This window comes from Crocosphaera chwakensis CCY0110, from assembly GCF_000169335.1.
In the GTDB taxonomy this organism is placed as follows: domain Bacteria; phylum Cyanobacteriota; class Cyanobacteriia; order Cyanobacteriales; family Microcystaceae; genus Crocosphaera; species Crocosphaera chwakensis.
Map to the genome: position 1 here is coordinate 94,489 of NZ_AAXW01000014.1, position 19,768 is coordinate 114,256.

The window sequence follows — 19,768 nt, forward strand, 5'->3', positions numbered from 1 at the left end:
AAACATTAACAAAATTTTCTTTTTCTCTGATTTTGCTCAAATTTGCTAGATTGTTGACTTTTGCGTATTTTCATTTTATAGTAATTATGGTATAGAGTTGGGATTATTATAAGTAAAATTATTTATAAAGTCTAGAACCTAGACATAAACTGGGTTATAAAATTAAAACATTTTCGCAATCGCTTCAATCTTAACTACTTTAAACTACTTTAAGCAAATTTTTAAACTAGAATAAATAAACTATAAATAAGGTTTGTAAACTTATCTTGACAAAAACAGGATATATATTAATTCTGAGGTTAACTTTATAAATTATAAGAGGAGAACATCAAAAATGGTTCAATTAGCAACGAAACGCTATTCCTTTGAAGAATATTTAACCTATGATGACGGAACAGATAATAAGTATGAATTAGTCAATGGAGAATTGAAACTTATACCCACAGCGAGTGGATTTCATGCTTTAATTTTACATTTAATTTTTAAGGTTTTAGACCAAGAAATTGACAAAATTAAACAACGATTGAAAGTGATGCCAGGAACTGTAGGAGTAAGGACTGCAAAAAACAAATCAAGAATTCCTGATTTAATTATTTTATCAGAAACTCAGTGTCAAGAAATAAGAGAAATGTCCACAGCCGTTTTAGAATCGCCTCCCCTTTTAGCGGTAGAAATAGTGAGTCCTAATAATTCTGATGATGACTATCGTTATAAACGTTCTGAATATGCGGTCAGAGAAATTCCTGAATATTGGATTATTGATCCAGAGGCAAAAAAAGTCTCAATTTTGTTGTTAGTTTCTGGATTTTACGAAGTCACAGAGTTTACTGAAGAACAAGAAATTAAATCTTCTCTTTTTCCTGAATTAAAGTTAACAGTTAAGCAAATATTTGAAGTGTAATAAAACAATTAATATTAAGACAAAAAGCTAGTGTAATTTAAGTAGTGAAAATTTATTCATTATAATATTATAATGATGGAAAACCCCAACCATAACAAGATTTCGTTGGGGTATTTCAGAATTAATTAGGATTCATACTTAATTTAGAAATTTCATCTTGTACGGTGCGATGATCATGACGTAATGGTATTTGAACCCCTTTAGGAAGTTGATCCACTTTAGTCATCGCTTGTTCAAAGTAAGTATAAGCTTCTTTGAGTAAAACGATATCTTTAGGTTGACCATCTTTACTTCTTCCTTTTTTACGCAATAGTTGACCTTTAAAATACAGTAATTCAGGGTTGTTAGGACTACTTGCTAAAGCTTGGTCAATATATTGCATAGCTGTATCGTATTGATCCAAGTCCCGATAAGCTGCAAATAAAGCCCGATTTACCATATAATTAGGGGCCGCATATTGTTCAAAACGGGTGATCGCATCTTCTGGGGAAGAAAAAGGCAAATTAACCGACAAAATTAAATCCAAATAACCTTTGAGTAAGTTTAATTCTGGGTCATTAGGGGAAATGTTTTCAGCTTTTTCTAAATGATCAAAGACCAATTGTAACTTATTAACTGCCCCTAAAGGGCCTTTTGTTTTAAAAGTATAGGCCCCTTGTAAAAAATGGCCTACTGCTTGATATAAATTACCTCGTAAAGGATCACTAGAGGTTAATTTTTGGGCTGCTGATAGGGTTTTATCGGCTGCATTTTTCATTACTTCCCAGTCTTCATTAGAGTAGGCCAAAGAAGCTTTCATTGCATGGGCGAGGGGTTCATCGGTTTCGGTTTGGACTGCTTGTTCTAAATAACCTTTAGCTTGTAAATAATTGCCATTTTTAAAGATTTCTACAAAAGCTGCTTCTGTATTATCTCCAATGGGACGAGGGTTACTGCGACGAAACGGATCACCGGCCAAAGATGGAGTCGCCCAGAAACTTAATGCTACTGTACACACCACAGACCAAGAGATGGAAACCTTTTTCAGTTTAATCAAGGGGTTAATCATCATTTTCTCCAAGCAACATTAATAAATTAAGCTTATCTTGATCAGTTAAGATTGTGATCTCGATACTAGCAAAAAATTTTCATACTATAATTACTTTTTAGCAAAACATCAAAAGTATAAAGCTTAAGACTTAGTTTAATTTTGAACCAGCCAGCAGTTAGGCAGAAGAGAGACGGTTGATCAACTGTCTCAAAAGAAGCAAAAAATTAGATAACATTGCCTAGGTTATCAAGATTATTCCTCTATTTAAAAAGTTCCCGTTAACTATCCTATAAATCTTTCCGTATAATTTTACCAATAGATTCGGGTAAAGTTTGAATATCAATAACTTGTAAGCTTTTCATGTCATAAGTGGTATAAACAGTTTCTTGTGAACCCAGAGAAATATCAACAACTGTAAGGGTTTTTTGAGGAGATAAGTTACTATTTAATAGTTTCCGAGGACCCCCTCCTAATGCCCCACTGTGAAGCAATTCTAATTGTCCTGTTTTTCCAGGATAATAGGCATGATGATGACCACTAATATAGGTATGAACATTATATTTTTCTAAAAGGTTTTGTAATTTTTCTCCTTCTGCCATATAGTTACCCCCACTATCTCTACCAACTGCTACAGGATAAAGAGGAAGATGACCGATAGCAAGCCGTAACTTTGCTTGTTTTGCTTGTGAACTATTTAAACTATTTTCCACCCAAGTTAACTGTTTTGGGTCAATAATATGGGTTGAAGCATCCCAAACTAAGTAATAGATATCTTGTTGTTGAAACGTATAATAGAAAGGAAAATTAGCCTTATCAATAAAGTTCAATCCTGGGTTATGATTAGGATTATTCCAATAGGCAGAAGCAAGATTTCTTTCTTGTTGAAAATTGTATTTTCCCCCACTCATAGAACCCGATCCATCATGGTTTCCAATGGTAAAACCGAAGGGGAGTTTTGCTTGTCTTAACGGTCTTGCAATATGAACATCAAAGGCTGACCACATCGCCTCTATTTGTTCCTTGGTTAATGATTGTTTTTGCCCGGCTACCATGTCCCCCCCACAGAGGACAAGATCAGGTTTCCATTGAGGAATTAACGAGATCGCTTTATCTACTTCTGGCTCGTAATCTGTTGATCCATATTGACTGTTTAAATCACTAATAACAATAATTCTAACATCCCCTTTTATTGGAGCATATAAGCCATCAGGGGCAATGGCAACTACTTGATTAATTGGTAAAGTTTTAGCGGTTTCAGTTGTTATGTTTTGAGATGAATTTGGTTGAAATTTACTGAGAATTTTATGGCTAACTGTTGCAATTGAAATCCCAACCAATCCCCCTGTGAGTATTAAAAATTGACGACGATTATAAACCATTTTATTATAATAAATTAGCTTATTTACATCTTTAAAACTATCTTAAATATTTATTATTTATCTAATATTTCTGAAAGCTTATGGAAACGTTTGCATTGTCCCTCTTCCTTATGAGCAGTTCTGCAAAATAATACATTACCCCATATCCATCCATGTTCATCAATTCCATCAGTGTAGAAAGAAACAACACGATAGTTAAAATTTTCTAGATAAGTAAACAGTTCACTAAAATTACCGTGGGGTTGACGATTAGGACGTGAATAAAATTCGCACTCTACGAAAATATAGTCAATTTTCTGTTGTTTTAATTTATTTTCAGCACCTTTCAAAACTTTCATTTCAAATCCTTCTGTATCAATTTTAAGTAAATTAATTTCTTCTATTTTATTTTCTTGACAAAAATTGTCTATTGTATTGACATCTACAAGTATTGTTGTTTGATTTTGTACACTATCGATAGTTTTTTTTTCTTTCTGATCAATCAGAAACGTATTATGTCCTGATAAATCCTCTGATGTAATTGGAAATTGACCAATTTGCTCTCCAAAACCAATATTTACAGGTTTTACTTTCTGAAATTTGCTTACATTCTTTTTTAATTCTTTAAATGTATTAGGCACAGGTTCAAAAGCATAAATGTAACTACTAGGAAAGTTTTTAACTAATTCTTGACTTGTTTGACCCACATTCGCTCCAACATCAAAAATAATTTTTAATTGATTATTTCTAGTTAAATACTTAATATCATTATAAAAATTAGCTCCGAATGGACTCAAAGCTTCTAATGATTGTAGCTCATATCCTAGTTTACGAAACACTCTTTTAATGGTAGTTTTCATGATAATATTATTATATATAATAGCTTGGATTATTATAAATGCAATATAATCATACTGTCAATAAATTTGTTTATTTTTTAACAAAAATAAACAAATTTATAGTTTTTATGTATTTTATTTGACAGACTAAATTTATTTGCTCTTTTTAACATAACTTTCTAATTATTCATTATTAACTATATATTCTGTAAAACTATAAATGGTTTGTCTTTCCCAAGGAAGGGTACATCGAGAAGGTTTTTTATTAATAGTAAAGGGACGACGATCTAATTTAACTTGTAGTCCTAACATGGGATCATCCCCTGATGAAACTAAAAATTCTAACCGTTCAATATTAGGCCAAGTTACTAACGTATCGAGAATATTAATAATAGCTTGAACATAGGGATGATTCATATTTTTGTGCCAGTTTCCCTCTACCATTTGGAGTTGTTCAAACCCTAGGTGAAAAATCAACGAAGGCCGTTCAAATAAAGCGATCGCCACGGGTCTTGCTTCTTCTTGCAGGACTAATTGAACCGAACGACTTAACTGACGAACTTGTTCTAAATTCTTATATCTTTCCTTGACTGAAATGTTTTCATTTTTCCAGTCAATGGCGATGGTAATCAAATAAGTTTGTAGGAATAAATGACCTAACTTTTCGGCTTTGGTAGATAAATAACTAGAATTATAATTATTTGGTTCAATTAACAAAGGAAGTCGTTCAACCACTTCTAAACCATAGCCTTTTAACCCGGCAATTTTTCGGGGATTATTGGTAATTAAGCGAATTTTTTTGATCCCTAAATCGTTTAACATTTGAGCCCCCATGCCATAGTCCCGTAAGTCAGCAGGAAACCCTAGTTTTTCATTGGCTTCAACGGTATCAAGTCCCATATCTTGCAGAGAATAGGCTTTTAACTTATTCACTAAACCAATACCTCGCCCTTCTTGTCTGAGATATACCACAACCCCTGATCCTGCCTTTTCTATCATTTGTAGGGCGGTTTGCAGTTGCATTCGACAATCACATCGAAGAGAACCTAAAGCGTCTCCCGTTAAACATTCTGAGTGCATCCGTACCATCACAGAATGGTCCTGGAACTGACTAGGATCACCTTTAACAATGGCCACGTGTTCGGTATCATCTAGGACGTTGCGGTAAGCGTAAAGTTGAAACGTACCGAACTTACTAGGAAACTGACAAACGGTTTCTCGATAGACAAAGCGATCGTGTTTGAGGCGATAACTAATTAAGTCGGCAATACTAATCAGTTTCAGGTTATGTTTTTTGGCATAATCAAACAGTTGAGGCAGTCGGGCCATCGAACCATCGGAGTTTTGGATCTCGCAGATCACCCCAGCCGGATAAAGTCCTGCTAGTCTGGCTAAGTCGACGGCCGCTTCGGTATGACCAGCCCGTTTAAGAACTCCTCCCACTTTAGCCCGAATAGGAAAAATATGACCAGGACGGGTCAAATCATCCGGTTGACTGTTAGGATTAATCGCAACTTGAATGGTACGGGCTCGATCTTCTGCGGAGATACCTGTAGAAACACCCAGATGGGGAGACGCATCAATACTGACGGTGAAAGCGGTTTGATTACTGTCGGTGTTTTTGGTAACCATCAAAGGAAGGTCTAACTCATCTAACCGTTGCCCATTCATGGCTAAACAGATTAACCCCCTAGCTTCAACTGCCATGAAATTAATCATATTAGGGGTGGCAAATTGAGCAGCGCAGATGATATCCCCTTCATTTTCGCGGTTTTCGTCATCGACAACGATAATAGCGCGGCCGGCTTTAATATCGGCTAAGGCCGCATCAATTGGATCAAATTCAGGAATTAAAGTGTGTGAGGCGTTCACAAGAGATTGTTGAGAATTAATAGAACTTCACTTATTTTAACTTGTGTTCAGGTGAACTATTATGTCAACTGAATTCCACAGAAGAGAATTTATCAAGAAGGGATTCTGCGCCAAGGTTTAAACTCATATCTTGCACCTTCGATTACATGAGCTAGTTTAGGGAGGCAAGAGGCAATCCGCAATAGTATTTCATTTTTACGCTAAGTTATTCACCTGGCGTGGGGACACGGCTTGAATATGAATATGATGAGCTTTATCGTCTCACGAAAGAAATCATAACCGATCTAGTAGAAGGAAATCGTACCATTGAATATCGTTTTGACCCAGTAGGCAACCGTTTAGAACGTATTGACTCGGTAGAAGGAACCACCACTTATACCTATGATGCCAATGATCGCCTCTTAACGGAAACTCTCAACGGAGTCGTTACTGAATATCAGTATGACGATGATGGTAACTTAATTGCTCGTATTGAAGATGGTGTAACTCAAGCTACCTATGAATGGAATGCTAAGGGTGAATTAACTGCCATAATTAATTTTAACGCATCGCCTTCGTTGGTTGGGATCAGAACTCAACCCAACATCATCCCCTATTATTCCAAATTCTAGATTAATGGTAAGGGTTTAACATTGCGAAACCCTTACTAACTTCATAAAGCTATCCTTTTACTGAGGGACGACTAGCAGTAGTTGGAAATATTTGTTTAAACATAAATTGACGCTCATTAGCTGATTTTGGTCCAAAGTTCCAGAGACTTTCATAGAAAAAGAAAGAAACACCAGCAAACTTTTGATTACGGGTTTCTTTTACTTGGTTATTGATACGTTGCATAGGAACTGGACGACCTTTTAAACCAGATAAAACTCCCACGGCAAAAGGAATATGTGCTTTAGCTTGTCGCACTTCAGGTTGATTAATTTCCCGTTCAAAATCTACCATATTTTGACGATAAACTTGTAAGACTAATTCTTCTATCAGTCCTTTTCTTTCCCAACTTTGCCAGTCTAAAAGAAAACAATTTTTTGAAAAAGTTTGAGGGTTAGGAGAAACAGAAACAATAATATCAGGCTTAGCGGTTTTAACGGCTGCGAAAACCTCTCCCATATATTCAGTAATTTTATTATTTCTCCATTCTGTCCATTCTGTCCAAGCTGCATCCTGAGCTAAACAATTATTACTTCCCATTTTCAAATAACTGGGAGTTTTTGGAGGCATTTTTCCATTATGCTCTTGTTGATAAAGTTGCACCGTTGCATCATCATAACCGAAATCGAAGGGGATGCCGAAATGATCATCAACTTGAATACCATCAATATCGTAATTGGTAACAATTTCTACTAATAAATCGGTTAAAAATTTTTGTACTTCAGGGTTAAAAGGACTTAACCAAACTCTGTCATGAACATTGCCTTCAACCCAAACCGTACTATTATCTTGTCGTTTGGTTAACCAATCTTGATGACGTTTTGCCAATTCAGAATCAGCCGGTGCCATAAAACCAAATTCAAACCAAGGAATCACAGACATTCCTTTATCATGGCCTTGTTTAACAATTTCTTTGAGAACATCTCGATCTTGTAAACCCTCTGTAGGGTCTATTTCTTTACCAACAACTGATTTAGCAACTTGAGAAGGATATAAAGTATAGCCCCAATTCCAAACCGTGGGATATAACGTATTAAAGTTAAGTTCAGAAAGGGTATTAATGCCTTCTGTAAGAGTCATTGGATTGAATAAAACTTCACTATCAATATTCGTTAACCAAACCCCTCTAATTTCTGCTGGTTGATTACGAGATTGGGCAGAGAAAGGCATAGTGAAAGGAATTAAAGTTAAATAGATACCGAAAAAAACAAGAAAAATTAGCCAACTTTGACGACCCCAACGACGACTAAATGTAACCAGTGCATCAGCACTTTTATCAAATAAGTTTTGTTTCATCATTTTAAGTAGATAGAAAATGAACAAAGATAGAAATAATAAGGCAATAATCCCCTCTTTTTTTAGGGGATATCAATAATGATGTTAGTAGCAATGAAAATTTCTGATTCGGTGACTCGGTGACTCCTAATTTCATTTTCCATTAATATGAACAACCACTTGACGTTGATGACTACGCTGACGATGTTCCCATAAGTAAATACCTTGCCAGGTTCCTAACACTAATCGACCCTGAGAAATGGGAATTTGTTCCGACGTTTTAGTTAACATCGAACGAATATGCGCCGGCATATCATCAGGTCCTTCTGTGGTATGAACATAAAGTTTAGAATCTTCAGGAACTAACTTAGAAAAGAAATTACTTAAGTCAGTAAGAACATCAGGATCAGCATTTTCTTGAATAATTAAAGAAGCAGAAGTATGTCTGACAAAAATAGTACATAATCCCGTTTCAATTCCCGATTGATTAACAACGTTTTCAACGTCACGAGTAATGCGATGAAAGTCTTTTCCTCTGGTTTTAATGGTTAATGATTGTTGATAGTAATTCATAAATTGGCTAAGTTTTCATAGATAATAAACTATTGATAATTTTATAGAATAAGCCAGTTTTTCTACAAAATTGCTCCCTTCTGGTTTAACATAATTTCTATGTTCTCATGTCAATCAAGATAAACGACCTAACTATTTTAAAAGTTTAATGACCATTATCGCTATTATTCCAGCCCGTGGGGGGTCAAAAGGAGTTCCCCGTAAAAATGTTCGTCCCTTAGCAGGAAAACCCTTAATCACTCATTCTATCGAAGATGCTCAAGAATCTACCTTGATCGATCAAGTTTATGTTTCAACCGATGATCAAGAAATTGCGACTGTTTCAACTCAATACGGTTCAAAAATTATTGATCGGCCTGCTAAATTGGCCAATGACACGGCTTCGTCTGAGTTGGCTTTAATTCATGGTTTACAAGAATTAGAACATCAAAATATTAACCCAGATTTATTGGTGTTTTTACAATGTACCTCCCCCATTAGAACTGGTGCAGACATTGATCAAGCGATCGCAAAATTACAAGCAGAAAAAGCAGACTCTCTTTTATCGGTTTCCCCATCTCATCGCTTTCTCTGGGAAGAAGTGAATGGAGTAGCCAAGTCCATTAACTATGATTATCGTTATCGTCCCCGTCGTCAGGATATGAACCCCCAATACGTAGAAAATGGGTCAATTTATGTGTTTAAACCGTGGGTACTTAAAGAAACCAAAAATCGGCTAGGAGGCAAAATAGCTCTCTATGTCATGAGTGAAATGGCTGCTTTAGAAATAGATTCAGTAGAAGATTTTCAGATGATAGAATTTTTAATAGGGAATAGGGAATAGGAGACAGATGGAAATTTTAGTGATTAGTAATGGTCATGGAGAAGATGTTATTGCTGTGTCTATTATCGAAGCATTAAAAAAGTTTTCTAAGCTGTCTAAAATTGTTGCATTACCTTTAGTGGGGACAGGTTACGCCTACGAAAAAGCAAATATTCCTATTATTGGAACCGTTAAAACCATGCCATCAGGAGGGTTTAACCAAGATGTTAATCAATTATGGCGCGATGTAAATGGAGGGTTATTAACCCTTACTTATCATCAATATCGAACCATTAAACAATGGGGACAAAACGGGGGCAAAATTTTAGCAGTAGGTGATATTCTCCCTTTGTTGTTTGCGTGGGTTAGTGGGGGAGAGTTTGCCTTTATGGGAACCGCCAAATCAGACTATTATCTACGAGATGAAAAAGGGTGGCTAACATCTACATCCCCTGTTGAACGTTGGCTAGGATCGATGTATTTTCCCTGGGAATGCTGGTTAATGACTCGGTTGGCTTGTCGCGGTGTTTTTGTCAGAGATAGCCTTACCGCTCAAACTTTACAAAAATGGTCAATCCCTGTGTACGACTTAGGAAACCCCATGATGGATCATTTTTCGGTTAACCCATCTGTTACCATTCCCTTTGACACTGAACCCTTAATTATTCTCTTATTACCTGGGTCAAGAATGCCCGAAGCGCAACATAACTGGCAATTAATCCTCGAAGGGATTCATAGTGTCATAGAAGCCTATTCTCAGCGATTGCTATTATTTTTAGCAGCTATTACTCCTAGTTTCAACTCTGTCCCGTTTCAAGAAGATTTGATAGACAAAGGGTGGAAAAAAGAACCCTATCACACCTATAATTTACTCATCCAGGATCGTCAAACCATATCGTTTACTCACCGCAACGCTACTTTAATCATTAGCCAACACGCTTATCAAACTTGTTTACAATTGTCCCATATCGGTATTGCCATGGCCGGGACAGCCACCGAACAATTTGTGGGTTTGGGTAAACCTGTAATTAGCATCCCTGGAAAGGGCCCGCAATTTACCCAAAAATTTGCCCAAAATCAAACCCGTCTTTTAGGCTGTTCTGTGACCTTGGTAGACACCCCTCAACAAGTCGGAACGACATTAAAGCAATTAATGAATGATCCCAAACAACTGCAAACTATTGCTGAGAATGGTCAAAAGCGTCTAGGATCACCAGGAGCTGCCCAAAGGATAGCTCATTGTTTGGTTAATGAGTGTTTTAAACAATCATTTAACTCCGAACTCTGATCACCGCTCTTGATTGAGCAATTCTGCGATCGCTCGTTGTTTAACTTGGTCTTCATTAGGAAAGGTTTGACGTGCATCAGTAATCAACCAATCTAAGGCTGCAGCTTGCACATCAATGGCCGCTCCTGTTTTATCCACACAGTAGCGTCCAAACACCAACTTATCCACTAAACGCACCCCAGGACCAAGACGAGAATATTCAAAAATGACACTATTATCAACTGTCGCACCGCTACAAATCCAACAATTGGGGCCAATCATACTCGGACCAATAATAGTCGCTCCATCTTCAATATGAGTCATTGCACCAATATAAACAGGCCCTTCAACATTCACCTTATCCCAATTAACCGACACATTTAAGCCAGTATAAATCCCTGGTTTGACTTCAATACCAGGAATTTGCACATTTTTGATTTCTCTTTGTAGTACCGCTCGTATGGCGTGCCAATAGTCTGGGACTTTACCAATATCCACCCATTCAAAGTCCATATTTACTGCATAAAAAGGCGCACCTTTTTCCACTAACCGAGGGAATAACTCACCCCCGATATCATATTTCTGATTAGGGGGAATATAGTTAATAATTTCCGGTTCAAAGATATAAATCCCTGTATTAATATTAGTGCTGAGAGCTTCATCAACCGAGGGTTTTTCTTGGAACGCTTTAATTCTCCCCTCGTCATCCGTTACTACCACCCCATAACTAGAAACCACTTCTTTCGGGACAGACTTAGTAATAATTGTTGCGATCGCACCTTTTTCTTTATGGTATTTAACCGCAGCCGTCAAATCTAAATCAATGAGAGCGTCCCCACACAAAACGATGAAAGTATCGTCAAAAAAGGGATTAAAATCTTGAATTCGTCGCAAACCGCCAGCAGAACCTAACGCTTCTCCAACTAAATCGCCATCGACAATTTTTCCTTCAAAAGAATAACCAATTTGTACACCAAATCGTTGACCATCGCGAAAATAACTTTCAATTTCCTCGGCCAGATGGCTGACATTTACCATAATTTCATTAAAACCATGTTGTCGCAGGAGTTCTAGTAAAAACTCCATCACAGGCTTTTGCAAAATCGGTATTAAAGGTTTAGGTATGGTATGGGTAATGGGACGAACGCGAGTTCCTTTCCCAGCGGCCAGAATCATGGCTTTCATGAATACACTTTCCTCAATCTTCGCCATCAGGTGTTTAGGGTGACAATGCTTAGTGTACCATTAACTTTTGCCAAATCCTGAGAATCATCTTAAATCAGTTAATAGTAATTCAGTGAGTAGTGAGCAGTTAAAGCACTTCAATGGTTAGGTCTTGATAAAATTCTTTTTGGGATAATTCTACTTTTGATTGGGATGAGAGCAATAATAAAGCCCAAAATACCCCTACTCGATCTTGTTTATTATGGTCATCATGGGGAGGGTTAATTTGATGCCATCGCTGTAATAATTCATCTAAATCAAGTTTTCGTTGTGTTTGGTCATAGTTTGACCACTGGTCTTGAAAAAATACCTCTAATTGTTGGGCTAATTCCGTTAAATTTTCTTGGTGTGCTAATTGAGTCACCATTTTCATGGCTTCTCGTTGAGAATGGGGGCGGGGAGTTGATTTACGACGGCGAGACGGCGTTGTTGTTTCTATTTCTTGAGCAATTTCTTCGATATGAGTGATTAACTCTTGAAGTGTCACACGACGTTGACGAGGAGGTGGGGCTGCACTACGACGACGAAGATGCTTTTCTAAGTCAGAGATGCGGAACTGTCTGTGTCCTTCTTCGGTAATTTCTTCTAAATCACAAGGCAGTTCTTGGTCACTCTCATCGGTTTCTAGTCGTTCTAAAGAGTCAGCTTTAAAACGGACTAACATGGAAGCCCATAAAAAGGCTTGTCCTGATTTTGGCAAAGTGGCTTGTTCATAAATGTTATCGGAATATTCGCTGATACCTAATTCACTTAAAAAACGATCAATCACCTCAATGACTTGAACGTCCCAAGGATCGATTTCTCCCTGTTGAGCTAGGTTAATAAGAGTTTCAATGACTTCTGTGGCCGAAGAACTAGGAGGGCTGTTGATGCTATAGGGTGTTGTCATACAAACTAAAATTTATCTGCTTGATAAGTGTAAAATTGTTGAAATACTCCAATAGTTTCAAACTGATAATTAGGGACTGGAGACGGTAAAAGAAATTCCGTTTCGTAAACACTAAATAATAAATAATTCTGACGAATGGTTTGATTAGCGATAACCTGCTTAATATGAGGTTTTCCCGTATCTACTAACGTTTTACAATGACTCGCTAAAAAACTAGCCAACCCTCCAGATGCTTTTGAACAGACTTCTTGTTTTAAATAACTGGTTAGGGTATCAGTTGCATAACTTTCATAATCTCGTTGTCCAGGGTTGGTTAATACCATGCTGGTACCTAGGCCAATAACACTGACTCCCCCGATGACTTTGACTAAGTGTAAAATGTTCATGTCATTCTGCTACCACGATCAGAGTTTAAATTACTGTAAATCATCTTTTCCGTTTAATTATAGCTTTGTTCCTTAGTCTCTGTTACCTGAACGAAATCCCTACTAAAATTAAATTTACATATACAACATAAGGAATGATTTTGACTGAGCATACATGAAAGTTAAAATTTTAGACGAACGAGAAAGTTCCATTGCTCGTATTTTATTAAAGGAGAATGAACTATTAATTGCTCAAGCAGGAACTTTGCTGGCTATGCAAGGTAATATAACCCAAAACACCAGTTTTCGCCGTGGTTTAACCAAAAGCAACTCACAAAATCCAGGAAGTATGCCCACAGAATCTATCTTTTTAACGGAATTTCGTGGCATTGATCCTAAAAATGAGGTTTGGTTAGCTCCTTCGACCATTGGTAATATTATCATTCATCAAATTACTAACTATAAATTAATCACTGTTCCCTCTTGTTATTTAGCCTGTGATGGAAACATGAATTTATTTTTTGGGGTCCCAGAACTTAAATTACCATACAATACTCAAGGTCTGAATTTATTAAGTATTACAGGAAAAGGGCAGGTAATACTTAATGGATTAGGAGCAATTTATTCGATTAATATTAATGGAAATTATTGGGTAAATATCGATAATTTAGTTGCTTTTGAAAATAGTTTAAAATATGAGGTAATTCAACAAAAGCTTAAAGGTTTAAGAAGTTGGTGGGCAAAACCAAAGTTATTTATCAAGTTTACAGGTGAAGGTAAATTATACTGTCAAACTCATCATGCTAAAGATTGGGGACATCTCATTGCTACAAAATTAAAATCTAAGTAAACAGTGAACTATACAAATGACAAGTTATCGACCCCTTGAGTATCAAATTGAAAATAATGCAGAAGCAGCTTATTTAATGATTCATTTAAAATCCTTAGAAAAAGTTTTTGTGAAAACATCTAGCCTAAGCATTCAAGATACTTCTATTGAAATGGGTAAATCAATCACCAGTGATTCTCTATCATTAGATTATAATTTAACTCTTGGTTCTCATTTAAGCATTAATGAGGTAATAGCTCCTAAATTACCGGGTAGTATTTATTTAATTCCTGATATTTTTGGCAGTATAAAACACTACTCTTTCAAAGAAAACACAGGGATAATTGCTCAATATTTTTCATTCTTAGCCTGTAGCGAAAATGTTCAATTAAAAATAATATTATCTCCTATTATTAAACAAATAAGTGAAGAAGATTCTTTCTTTTTTCATCTGTCAGGAATAGGAGACTTATGGTTAAATTATTACGGAAATATTCAAGAAATTTCTGTCCAAGGAGACTATTGGATTAATCTTAATTATTTAGTTGCTTTTGAAGATACCTTGAACTATGAAATTAAAGAACTTGAAGGATTATCTTTATCAGGCTTACAGATAGGAAGCGTAAAAGAAAATAATCTTTTTTGTCATTTTCAAGGAAACGGTAGAATTTGGATACAATCTCGTCATCGTTATGCTTTACTTAATTTTTTTGCCCCTTTTATTTATTAAGAAAAAATAACAAGCAACATTGTTTTATATGACTTACGAGGAAAATTGACTATGTTAGACATCGCTAAACTAGCAGGGAAAATCCCAGGAATTAGTAAACATTTTCAACAAGAAATGACCGCAAGTTCTCAACGACTCGAACTTGCTAAAACTATCTTACAACAAGCTCAAAGCCAACAAGAAGCATTAATAGAACGCTACCAAACCTGGGGCGATCGCCTCATTTTTTCGGCAGCTATTCCCATCGAACCCTTAGATACTCGCATCACCATTGTTCCTCCTCCTGATAGTCATAGTGTCTTTGCCACAGATGGATCACAAATTGCTCCATCTCACCATGAAATTGCCTATTGTTATTTAATCAATGTCGGACGAGTGATGCTTCATTATGGACAAAATTTGCATCCTTTGCTCGATAGTCTCCCAGAAGTGTATTATCGTCCCGAAGACCTTTATGTGTCGAGGCAATGGGGTATCCGAACCGATGAATGGTTAGGGTATCGGCGAACTGTCTTAGAAGCCCAATATTTAGCGGAAATGGCCTGCTGTTGGGTTAACCCTCCAGGGGCCCACCATGAACCTAATTTAGCGATGGTAGATGGTTCTCTAGTCTATTGGTTTTTAGATGGATTAGCTAATGATGCTCGTGATTTAATTTTACTCCCTATCCAAGAAGCTTGGGAACAATTACGAGCTGCCCGTATTCCTTTGATGGGTTATTTGAGTGCCTCTAGAAGTGTGGAAGCTATTAACTTTTTGCGTCTCCATAATTGCACCTTTGACAGCCCAAACTGTACTATGAATTGTATGGATATGGGGGAAGAAAAGACCCCTTGTCAAATCATCGAACCCCTGCGAGATACCAGCTTATGGGGAGAAAGTTTGCAACCAGGAGAACGAGGACCTTTATGGCAAAGTTCTGCGCGTATTCTTGACTTATATGATGAAGCCCAACGCATCTATTTTTGTTACGTTAATGTGGGGACAGAAATTGCCAGAATAGAAGTACCGGCTTGGGTGATTGAAGATCAAGACTTGTTTAATCACGCTTTGGGCATCATGTTAGCACAGGTGAGCAAAGGGTTTGGTTATCCTGTAGCTTTGGCAGAGTCCCATAACCAAGCGGTGATCCGAGGAGGCGATCGCGTTCGTTTCTTTGCCCTTTTAGAACAACAAATGATTCGCGCCGGTTTACAAAACGTGGGAACTTCTTACAAAGAAGCTAGAAAACGGGGCAGTATTGCTTAATCTTTAACAATAACAATTTTGTTTATGCCAAGACGTAAAATTCCCATGCCAAAACAGATCATCAGTCATTTATCTGATGAAAAAGTTTATATTGTTTGCGATCGCCCTTATAAATTATTGCTTGATCAAAAAAATTATCTTCATGCTGAGGAAGGATACGCTCTAGAATTTCCTGGAAATTATGGAGTATATGCTTATAGGGGTGTTACTAAAAAGATTAAATAGTAAATGAGGAAGAATTCTAACTTATCAAAATAAAGCTATTTTTTAGACAATAATGGCTCTAGATAGGTTAAGAATCTGTCTACTTCCCCATTTACGGTGATTAAAAATTAAGCAAAAGGAATCATTAATTCAATACCCAATTCACTAAAGTTCTGACAGGAAAACCGGTTGCACCAGCATTATTAACCCCATTTTCTTTATCTGCCCAAACAGGGCCAGCAATATCTAAATGGGCCCAAGATGTTTCTTTGATAAACTGTTTCAAGAATAACGCTGCAGTAATAGAACCCCCTGCCCTCGGTCCAGTATTTTTCATGTCTGCAATGGGAGACTTTAACCCTTCAAAATATTTCTCTTCCATTGGCATAATCCAAAACTTTTCCCCTGCTGCTTCAGAAGCGGTTTTAATTTCTTCTGCAAGGGTTTCGTCTGTACTCCATAACCCAGAAATATTATCCCCTAACGCCACAATACAAGCACCGGTTAAGGTGGCTAAATCTACGATCGCATCCACTGCTAATTGTTCAGCAAATACCAAAGCATCGGCTAAGGTTAAGCGTCCCTCAGCATCAGTATTATTCACCTCGATCGTTTTACCATTGGATGCGGTTAAAATATCTCCAGGGCGCATGGCATGACCACTAATCATGTTTTCTGTGGCAGCACAAACAAAGTGAACTTCCACATCTGGCTTTAATTGAGCGATCGCTTTTGCTGCGCCGAGCGTGGCAGCACCGCCTCCCATATCCATTTTCATGGTTTCGATGCCACTGCCTGATCCTTTTAGATTTAAACCACCAGAATCAAAGGTTAAACTTTTACCGACAATGGCTAGTTTCCGTTTGGGTGTACCACTAGGTTTATAGATAAGATGGATAAATTTTGGGGGTAAATCTGAGGCTTTGGCTACCCCTAAAAATGCACCCATTCCCCGTTTTTCACACTCATCTTTTTCTAAAATTTCTATGTCTAAACCATACTCTTTCGCTAAGTCTTGGGCAGTTTTAGCAAAAGTAACAGGGTTAATAGCATTAGCTGGTGCTGCTACTAATTCCCGTGCTAAAATTACCCCAGAACACACCGTTTCAGCCTGATTAATGGCTTCGCTTTGGTCTCCAACGCCTAAAATTTCAACGGTTTCGAGTTTTGAGGGTTTATCTTCGGGTTCGGACTTGAAGCGGTTATCTTGATGCAAGGATAGGATCATGCCTTCTGCGATCGCTGCTGTGGTTTTAGCTGCATCATTATCCATCAGAGGAAAATGAATACCCAAGCTTTTCACTTTCTCTTTTTTCCCTAAACGAGCAACAGCAGCAGCCCCTAAACGGACAGTATCTAGGGTAAATTCGTCTTTTTTCCCTAAACCGACTAAAATCAGTTTACGAATGGCACTCTTACCTCCAATACGAGTCACCATACTACTGCCTGATTTTCCTTCAAATTCTGTTTCTTCAATTAATTCTGTCATAGTTTTGCCAATTTTTTCGTCTAATTGGCTTAATTCTTCTGTTAAGGCTATTTCATTTTCAAAAAAGCCTAACGCGATCGCATCTCCACTCCAATCTAATAATGGGGTATCTGTGCCACGAATATCCATATTTATTCCCAAGTGTCTCGTTATATTGTCCGTTCTTTATTTTATCTTAGAACTTCATCCCCACTACGACTTAACTGAAATGGTGGGTTAGTATAGATTATTAGATTCTGGTCACATCTTAAACGATAGTCGTCTAACTTTCTTTAAATCTGTTTTTACCTTTAGTCTATGAATATCTATCTTACCCAACATCAAGAAAGCATAATTAAACGTCAAGTTCAAACAGGAAAATATCAGTCACCAGAAGAAGTGATTGAAGTGGCTTTACAATTGCTTGATGAATACGAAAAAACCGATACAGAATGGATCAATGAGATTCGGCAAAAAATAGATGATGCTATTCTTGAATCAGAAAATAACGCTTCTGTTGATGGGGAAACCTTTGTGAACCAAATAATAGATCGTTTTCAAAATATTCAAAAGTAATACATCATGAGTTGTTATGTTATAAATGTTCTAGCCACTCAGGATCTTAATCAAATAGCTGATTATAATGTTGAAGCAGGAGAAAAATTTTTTCGAGAATTTAATCAAAAATGAATGTTTAACTCTAATGCTTCTGCAATTTCTTCTGCATTTAGTTCTAATTTTGCTAATCTAGGAATTCTTTTACGTTTTGTTTTCTTTTCTATCGCTTCAACTATAATTTTATCATCGTTAATGATGTCCTCATTTTCCTCTAACTCCTCCTTCCATTTTGGAAAAATCATATTCATCTCGTAAATCATCCGTTAATTCGTGATCAAAATCCTGACTTATAAAATTTTCGCTCCTTTTTTGTAGCCAACCTAACACTAATAATTCTAATTCGTTATGATAGACTTTAATAAGTAAAACCTTAATAACATCTATGCCGAGGAAAATTCGAGAGTTTAAGGCGGAAATTGCTCGTGAAGGATTTGTCTATTTACCCAAACGAGGAAAAGGCAGCCATGAACGTTGGCAACATCCTCTAATCAAGAAAACTTTAACAATTTCTGGTAAAGATGGCGATGATGTACCTTTCTATTTAGAAAAACAACTAACGAAATTACTTATTGAATTACAGCAACTAAGGGAGAATCAAGAATGATGAATCACTATAGTATGGTTATTCAATGGTCAGAAACAGATCAGTTATTCTTAGTAACTATTCCTGAATTTTCTGAACAGGTTATCATGCCTTGTACTCATGGCAAAACTAGAGAAGAAGCGATTCGTGGCGGAGAAGAAGTAATTGAAATGTATTTAGAAGCATGGAAAGCTGAAGATCAAACAATTCCTAAACCTAAAACTTTAGAAATCAGTAATGAATCTCTTTCGTTGACTTCATCGAATAAATAGCTTTTGCCCGATCAACTACAACTGAAACTTAGAAACCTCGAATTTTTGGTTAAGTTTTGTTAAAAATCATTGCAAAAAGTTTCATAATCTGGCTTTATAGTCTTTATAGTTAAATAAGGAAACTAAAAACAACCTTAATTAACCTCGTTAATTAGTTTAAGTAAACGATTAACTAAAATCTAGGAAAATCGGTATGCAACCATAAAGTTTCTTAGAGATAAATTTTCATAGATTCAATTATCTATTAACTGACTTTTTAGGAGATTAAAAGCAATGTTGAAAAAATTATTTGGTGGTGGCAAGAAAAAAGAATTCTTCTTAGAATTAGACGAAAAGGATAAGACTCCTGCCTCTGAACCTAAAGCAGAAAAGCCAGCCCCTGAAGCAAAAGAAACTCCTGAACCTAAAGCAGAAGCCTCTCAACCTGAAGCAACTGAAACAACTGAAAAACCAGCACCAGCTAAGAAGAAAGCTAAGAAAAAATCAGTTAAAAAAGCAGCGAAAAAACAAGAACCTAAAACTGAAATTGTTCCCACGTCTCCTGCTTTAAGTAATGGTCAAGTTGCTAAGAAAGAAGAACCAAAAGAAGTAGAATTTGCTACTAAATTCTATATGATGTCTACCCCTCGCCGTCGTCCCGGTCCTAGTTTAAATAACTTCAAAAACATGGCCTCTCAAGTTAAAACACGACGGGGTTAATTCCTTGATTTAAGTTTCGTTTTGGTTATAGTCTAGAACTAAGTTCTAGACTATTTTTTATCGAAGAAGTAACA

At 36.6% G+C, this 19,768-nt stretch carries 23 protein-coding genes; 12 read left to right on the forward strand and 11 right to left on the reverse strand.

The annotated features are described in order from the left end of the window. Window positions 1-334 precede the first annotated feature (334 nt). On the forward strand, window positions 335-901 hold the full coding sequence (locus CY0110_RS11315; RefSeq protein ID WP_008275565.1) for a Uma2 family endonuclease: 567 nt from the start codon (window positions 335-337) through the stop codon (window positions 899-901). 121 nt (window positions 902-1,022) lie between these two features. Here the strand turns inward: CY0110_RS11315 and CY0110_RS11320 are convergent, their stop codons facing one another. The 4 genes from CY0110_RS11320 to ribBA all read right to left on the reverse strand — a co-directional run bounded on the left by CY0110_RS11320 (window position 1,023) and on the right by ribBA (window position 6,000). Beyond that, the gene (locus tag CY0110_RS11320; RefSeq protein WP_008275566.1) at window positions 1,023-1,949 is read right to left on the reverse strand and encodes a Sll0314/Alr1548 family TPR repeat-containing protein; all 927 of its coding nucleotides are present in this window, start codon (window positions 1,947-1,949) and stop codon (window positions 1,023-1,025) included. Between the two features lie 269 nt (window positions 1,950-2,218). Beyond that, window positions 2,219-3,310, reverse strand: coding sequence for a metallophosphoesterase family protein (locus CY0110_RS11325; protein ID WP_008275567.1), 1,092 nt, complete (start codon window positions 3,308-3,310; stop codon window positions 2,219-2,221). 53 nt (window positions 3,311-3,363) lie between these two features. Further along, entirely contained in the window at window positions 3,364-4,149 is a 786-nt protein-coding gene (locus tag CY0110_RS11330) for an FkbM family methyltransferase (protein WP_008275568.1), read from the reverse strand. 162 nt (window positions 4,150-4,311) lie between these two features. Then, window positions 4,312-6,000, reverse strand: a complete 1,689-nt coding sequence (ribBA, locus tag CY0110_RS11335; protein WP_008275569.1) for a bifunctional 3,4-dihydroxy-2-butanone-4-phosphate synthase/GTP cyclohydrolase II — start codon at window positions 5,998-6,000, stop codon at window positions 4,312-4,314. Window positions 6,001-6,218: 218 nt separating this feature from the next. Between ribBA and CY0110_RS11340 the strand changes: the two genes are divergently transcribed. Then, on the forward strand, window positions 6,219-6,611 hold the full coding sequence (locus CY0110_RS11340; protein ID WP_008275570.1) for an RHS repeat domain-containing protein: 393 nt from the start codon (window positions 6,219-6,221) through the stop codon (window positions 6,609-6,611). Window positions 6,612-6,660: 49 nt separating this feature from the next. On the opposite strand, the gene CY0110_RS11345 is transcribed toward CY0110_RS11340, so the two are convergent. Together CY0110_RS11345 and CY0110_RS11350 are read right to left on the reverse strand one after the other, a co-directional pair. Continuing rightward, entirely contained in the window at window positions 6,661-7,944 is a 1,284-nt protein-coding gene (locus CY0110_RS11345) for a glycoside hydrolase family 10 protein (RefSeq protein WP_035799151.1), read from the reverse strand. A gap of 132 nt (window positions 7,945-8,076) precedes the next feature. Continuing rightward, a complete protein-coding gene (locus CY0110_RS11350) occupies window positions 8,077-8,496 on the reverse strand; it encodes a secondary thiamine-phosphate synthase enzyme YjbQ (protein WP_008275572.1) in 420 nt (139 codons plus the stop codon). A 148-nt stretch (window positions 8,497-8,644) separates the two neighbouring features. On the opposite strand from CY0110_RS11350, the gene CY0110_RS11355 reads away from it, so the two are divergent. Beyond that, window positions 8,645-9,319: an acylneuraminate cytidylyltransferase family protein gene (locus tag CY0110_RS11355; RefSeq protein WP_008275573.1), complete on the forward strand. Its 675-nt coding sequence runs from the start codon at window positions 8,645-8,647 to the stop codon at window positions 9,317-9,319. A gap of 7 nt (window positions 9,320-9,326) precedes the next feature. Beyond that, on the forward strand, window positions 9,327-10,586 hold the full coding sequence (locus tag CY0110_RS11360; protein ID WP_008275574.1) for a lipid-A-disaccharide synthase-related protein: 1,260 nt from the start codon (window positions 9,327-9,329) through the stop codon (window positions 10,584-10,586). On the opposite strand, the gene CY0110_RS11365 is transcribed toward CY0110_RS11360, so the two are convergent. The 3 genes from CY0110_RS11365 to CY0110_RS11375 all read right to left on the reverse strand — a co-directional run bounded on the left by CY0110_RS11365 (window position 10,587) and on the right by CY0110_RS11375 (window position 13,064). Further along, window positions 10,587-11,750 (reverse strand): sugar phosphate nucleotidyltransferase, encoded by a 1,164-nt coding sequence (locus CY0110_RS11365; RefSeq protein WP_008275575.1) that lies wholly within the window; start codon window positions 11,748-11,750, stop codon window positions 10,587-10,589. It lies immediately after the preceding gene. A gap of 127 nt (window positions 11,751-11,877) precedes the next feature. Beyond that, window positions 11,878-12,678, reverse strand: coding sequence for a segregation/condensation protein A (locus tag CY0110_RS11370; protein ID WP_008275576.1), 801 nt, complete (start codon window positions 12,676-12,678; stop codon window positions 11,878-11,880). 5 nt (window positions 12,679-12,683) lie between these two features. Further along, complete coding sequence (locus CY0110_RS11375) at window positions 12,684-13,064, reverse strand: DUF4359 domain-containing protein (protein ID WP_008275577.1); 381 nt, start codon at window positions 13,062-13,064, stop codon at window positions 12,684-12,686. A gap of 154 nt (window positions 13,065-13,218) precedes the next feature. Between CY0110_RS11375 and CY0110_RS11380 the strand changes: the two genes are divergently transcribed. From CY0110_RS11380 to CY0110_RS11395, 4 genes are read left to right on the forward strand one after another with little or no spacing between them, the layout of a single operon-like run. Next, entirely contained in the window at window positions 13,219-13,893 is a 675-nt protein-coding gene (locus CY0110_RS11380; protein WP_008275578.1) for a TIGR00266 family protein, read from the forward strand. A gap of 16 nt (window positions 13,894-13,909) precedes the next feature. Further along, on the forward strand, window positions 13,910-14,602 hold the full coding sequence (locus CY0110_RS11385) for a TIGR00266 family protein (protein WP_008275579.1): 693 nt from the start codon (window positions 13,910-13,912) through the stop codon (window positions 14,600-14,602). 51 nt (window positions 14,603-14,653) lie between these two features. Next, on the forward strand, window positions 14,654-15,850 hold the full coding sequence (locus CY0110_RS11390) for a DNA double-strand break repair nuclease NurA (protein ID WP_008275580.1): 1,197 nt from the start codon (window positions 14,654-14,656) through the stop codon (window positions 15,848-15,850). A 24-nt stretch (window positions 15,851-15,874) separates the two neighbouring features. Beyond that, on the forward strand, window positions 15,875-16,075 hold the full coding sequence (locus CY0110_RS11395) for a DUF6745 domain-containing protein (protein ID WP_008275581.1): 201 nt from the start codon (window positions 15,875-15,877) through the stop codon (window positions 16,073-16,075). A 124-nt stretch (window positions 16,076-16,199) separates the two neighbouring features. Here CY0110_RS11395 and CY0110_RS11400 read toward each other — a convergent pair whose 3' ends face one another. Then, window positions 16,200-17,672: a leucyl aminopeptidase gene (locus CY0110_RS11400; RefSeq protein ID WP_008275582.1), complete on the reverse strand. Its 1,473-nt coding sequence runs from the start codon at window positions 17,670-17,672 to the stop codon at window positions 16,200-16,202. Between the two features lie 168 nt (window positions 17,673-17,840). Here CY0110_RS11400 and CY0110_RS11405 point away from each other — a divergent pair, with 168 nt between their 5' ends. Continuing rightward, window positions 17,841-18,098, forward strand: a complete 258-nt coding sequence (locus tag CY0110_RS11405; RefSeq protein WP_008275583.1) for a ribbon-helix-helix domain-containing protein — start codon at window positions 17,841-17,843, stop codon at window positions 18,096-18,098. A gap of 104 nt (window positions 18,099-18,202) precedes the next feature. Here CY0110_RS11405 and CY0110_RS11410 read toward each other — a convergent pair whose 3' ends face one another. Next, on the reverse strand, window positions 18,203-18,388 hold the full coding sequence (locus tag CY0110_RS11410) for a hypothetical protein (RefSeq protein WP_157464568.1): 186 nt from the start codon (window positions 18,386-18,388) through the stop codon (window positions 18,203-18,205). 134 nt (window positions 18,389-18,522) lie between these two features. Between CY0110_RS11410 and CY0110_RS11415 the strand changes: the two genes are divergently transcribed. The 3 genes from CY0110_RS11415 to CY0110_RS11425 all read left to right on the forward strand — a co-directional run bounded on the left by CY0110_RS11415 (window position 18,523) and on the right by CY0110_RS11425 (window position 19,694). After that, a complete protein-coding gene (locus CY0110_RS11415; RefSeq protein WP_008275586.1) occupies window positions 18,523-18,744 on the forward strand; it encodes a type II toxin-antitoxin system HicA family toxin in 222 nt (73 codons plus the stop codon). Next, the gene (locus CY0110_RS11420) at window positions 18,741-18,995 is read left to right on the forward strand and encodes a type II toxin-antitoxin system HicB family antitoxin (protein ID WP_008275587.1); all 255 of its coding nucleotides are present in this window, start codon (window positions 18,741-18,743) and stop codon (window positions 18,993-18,995) included. Before CY0110_RS11415 ends, CY0110_RS11420 begins: the two co-directional genes overlap by 4 nt. 273 nt (window positions 18,996-19,268) lie before the next feature. Next, window positions 19,269-19,694 (forward strand): hypothetical protein, encoded by a 426-nt coding sequence (locus CY0110_RS11425; RefSeq protein WP_008275588.1) that lies wholly within the window; start codon window positions 19,269-19,271, stop codon window positions 19,692-19,694. Window positions 19,695-19,768 lie beyond the last annotated feature (74 nt).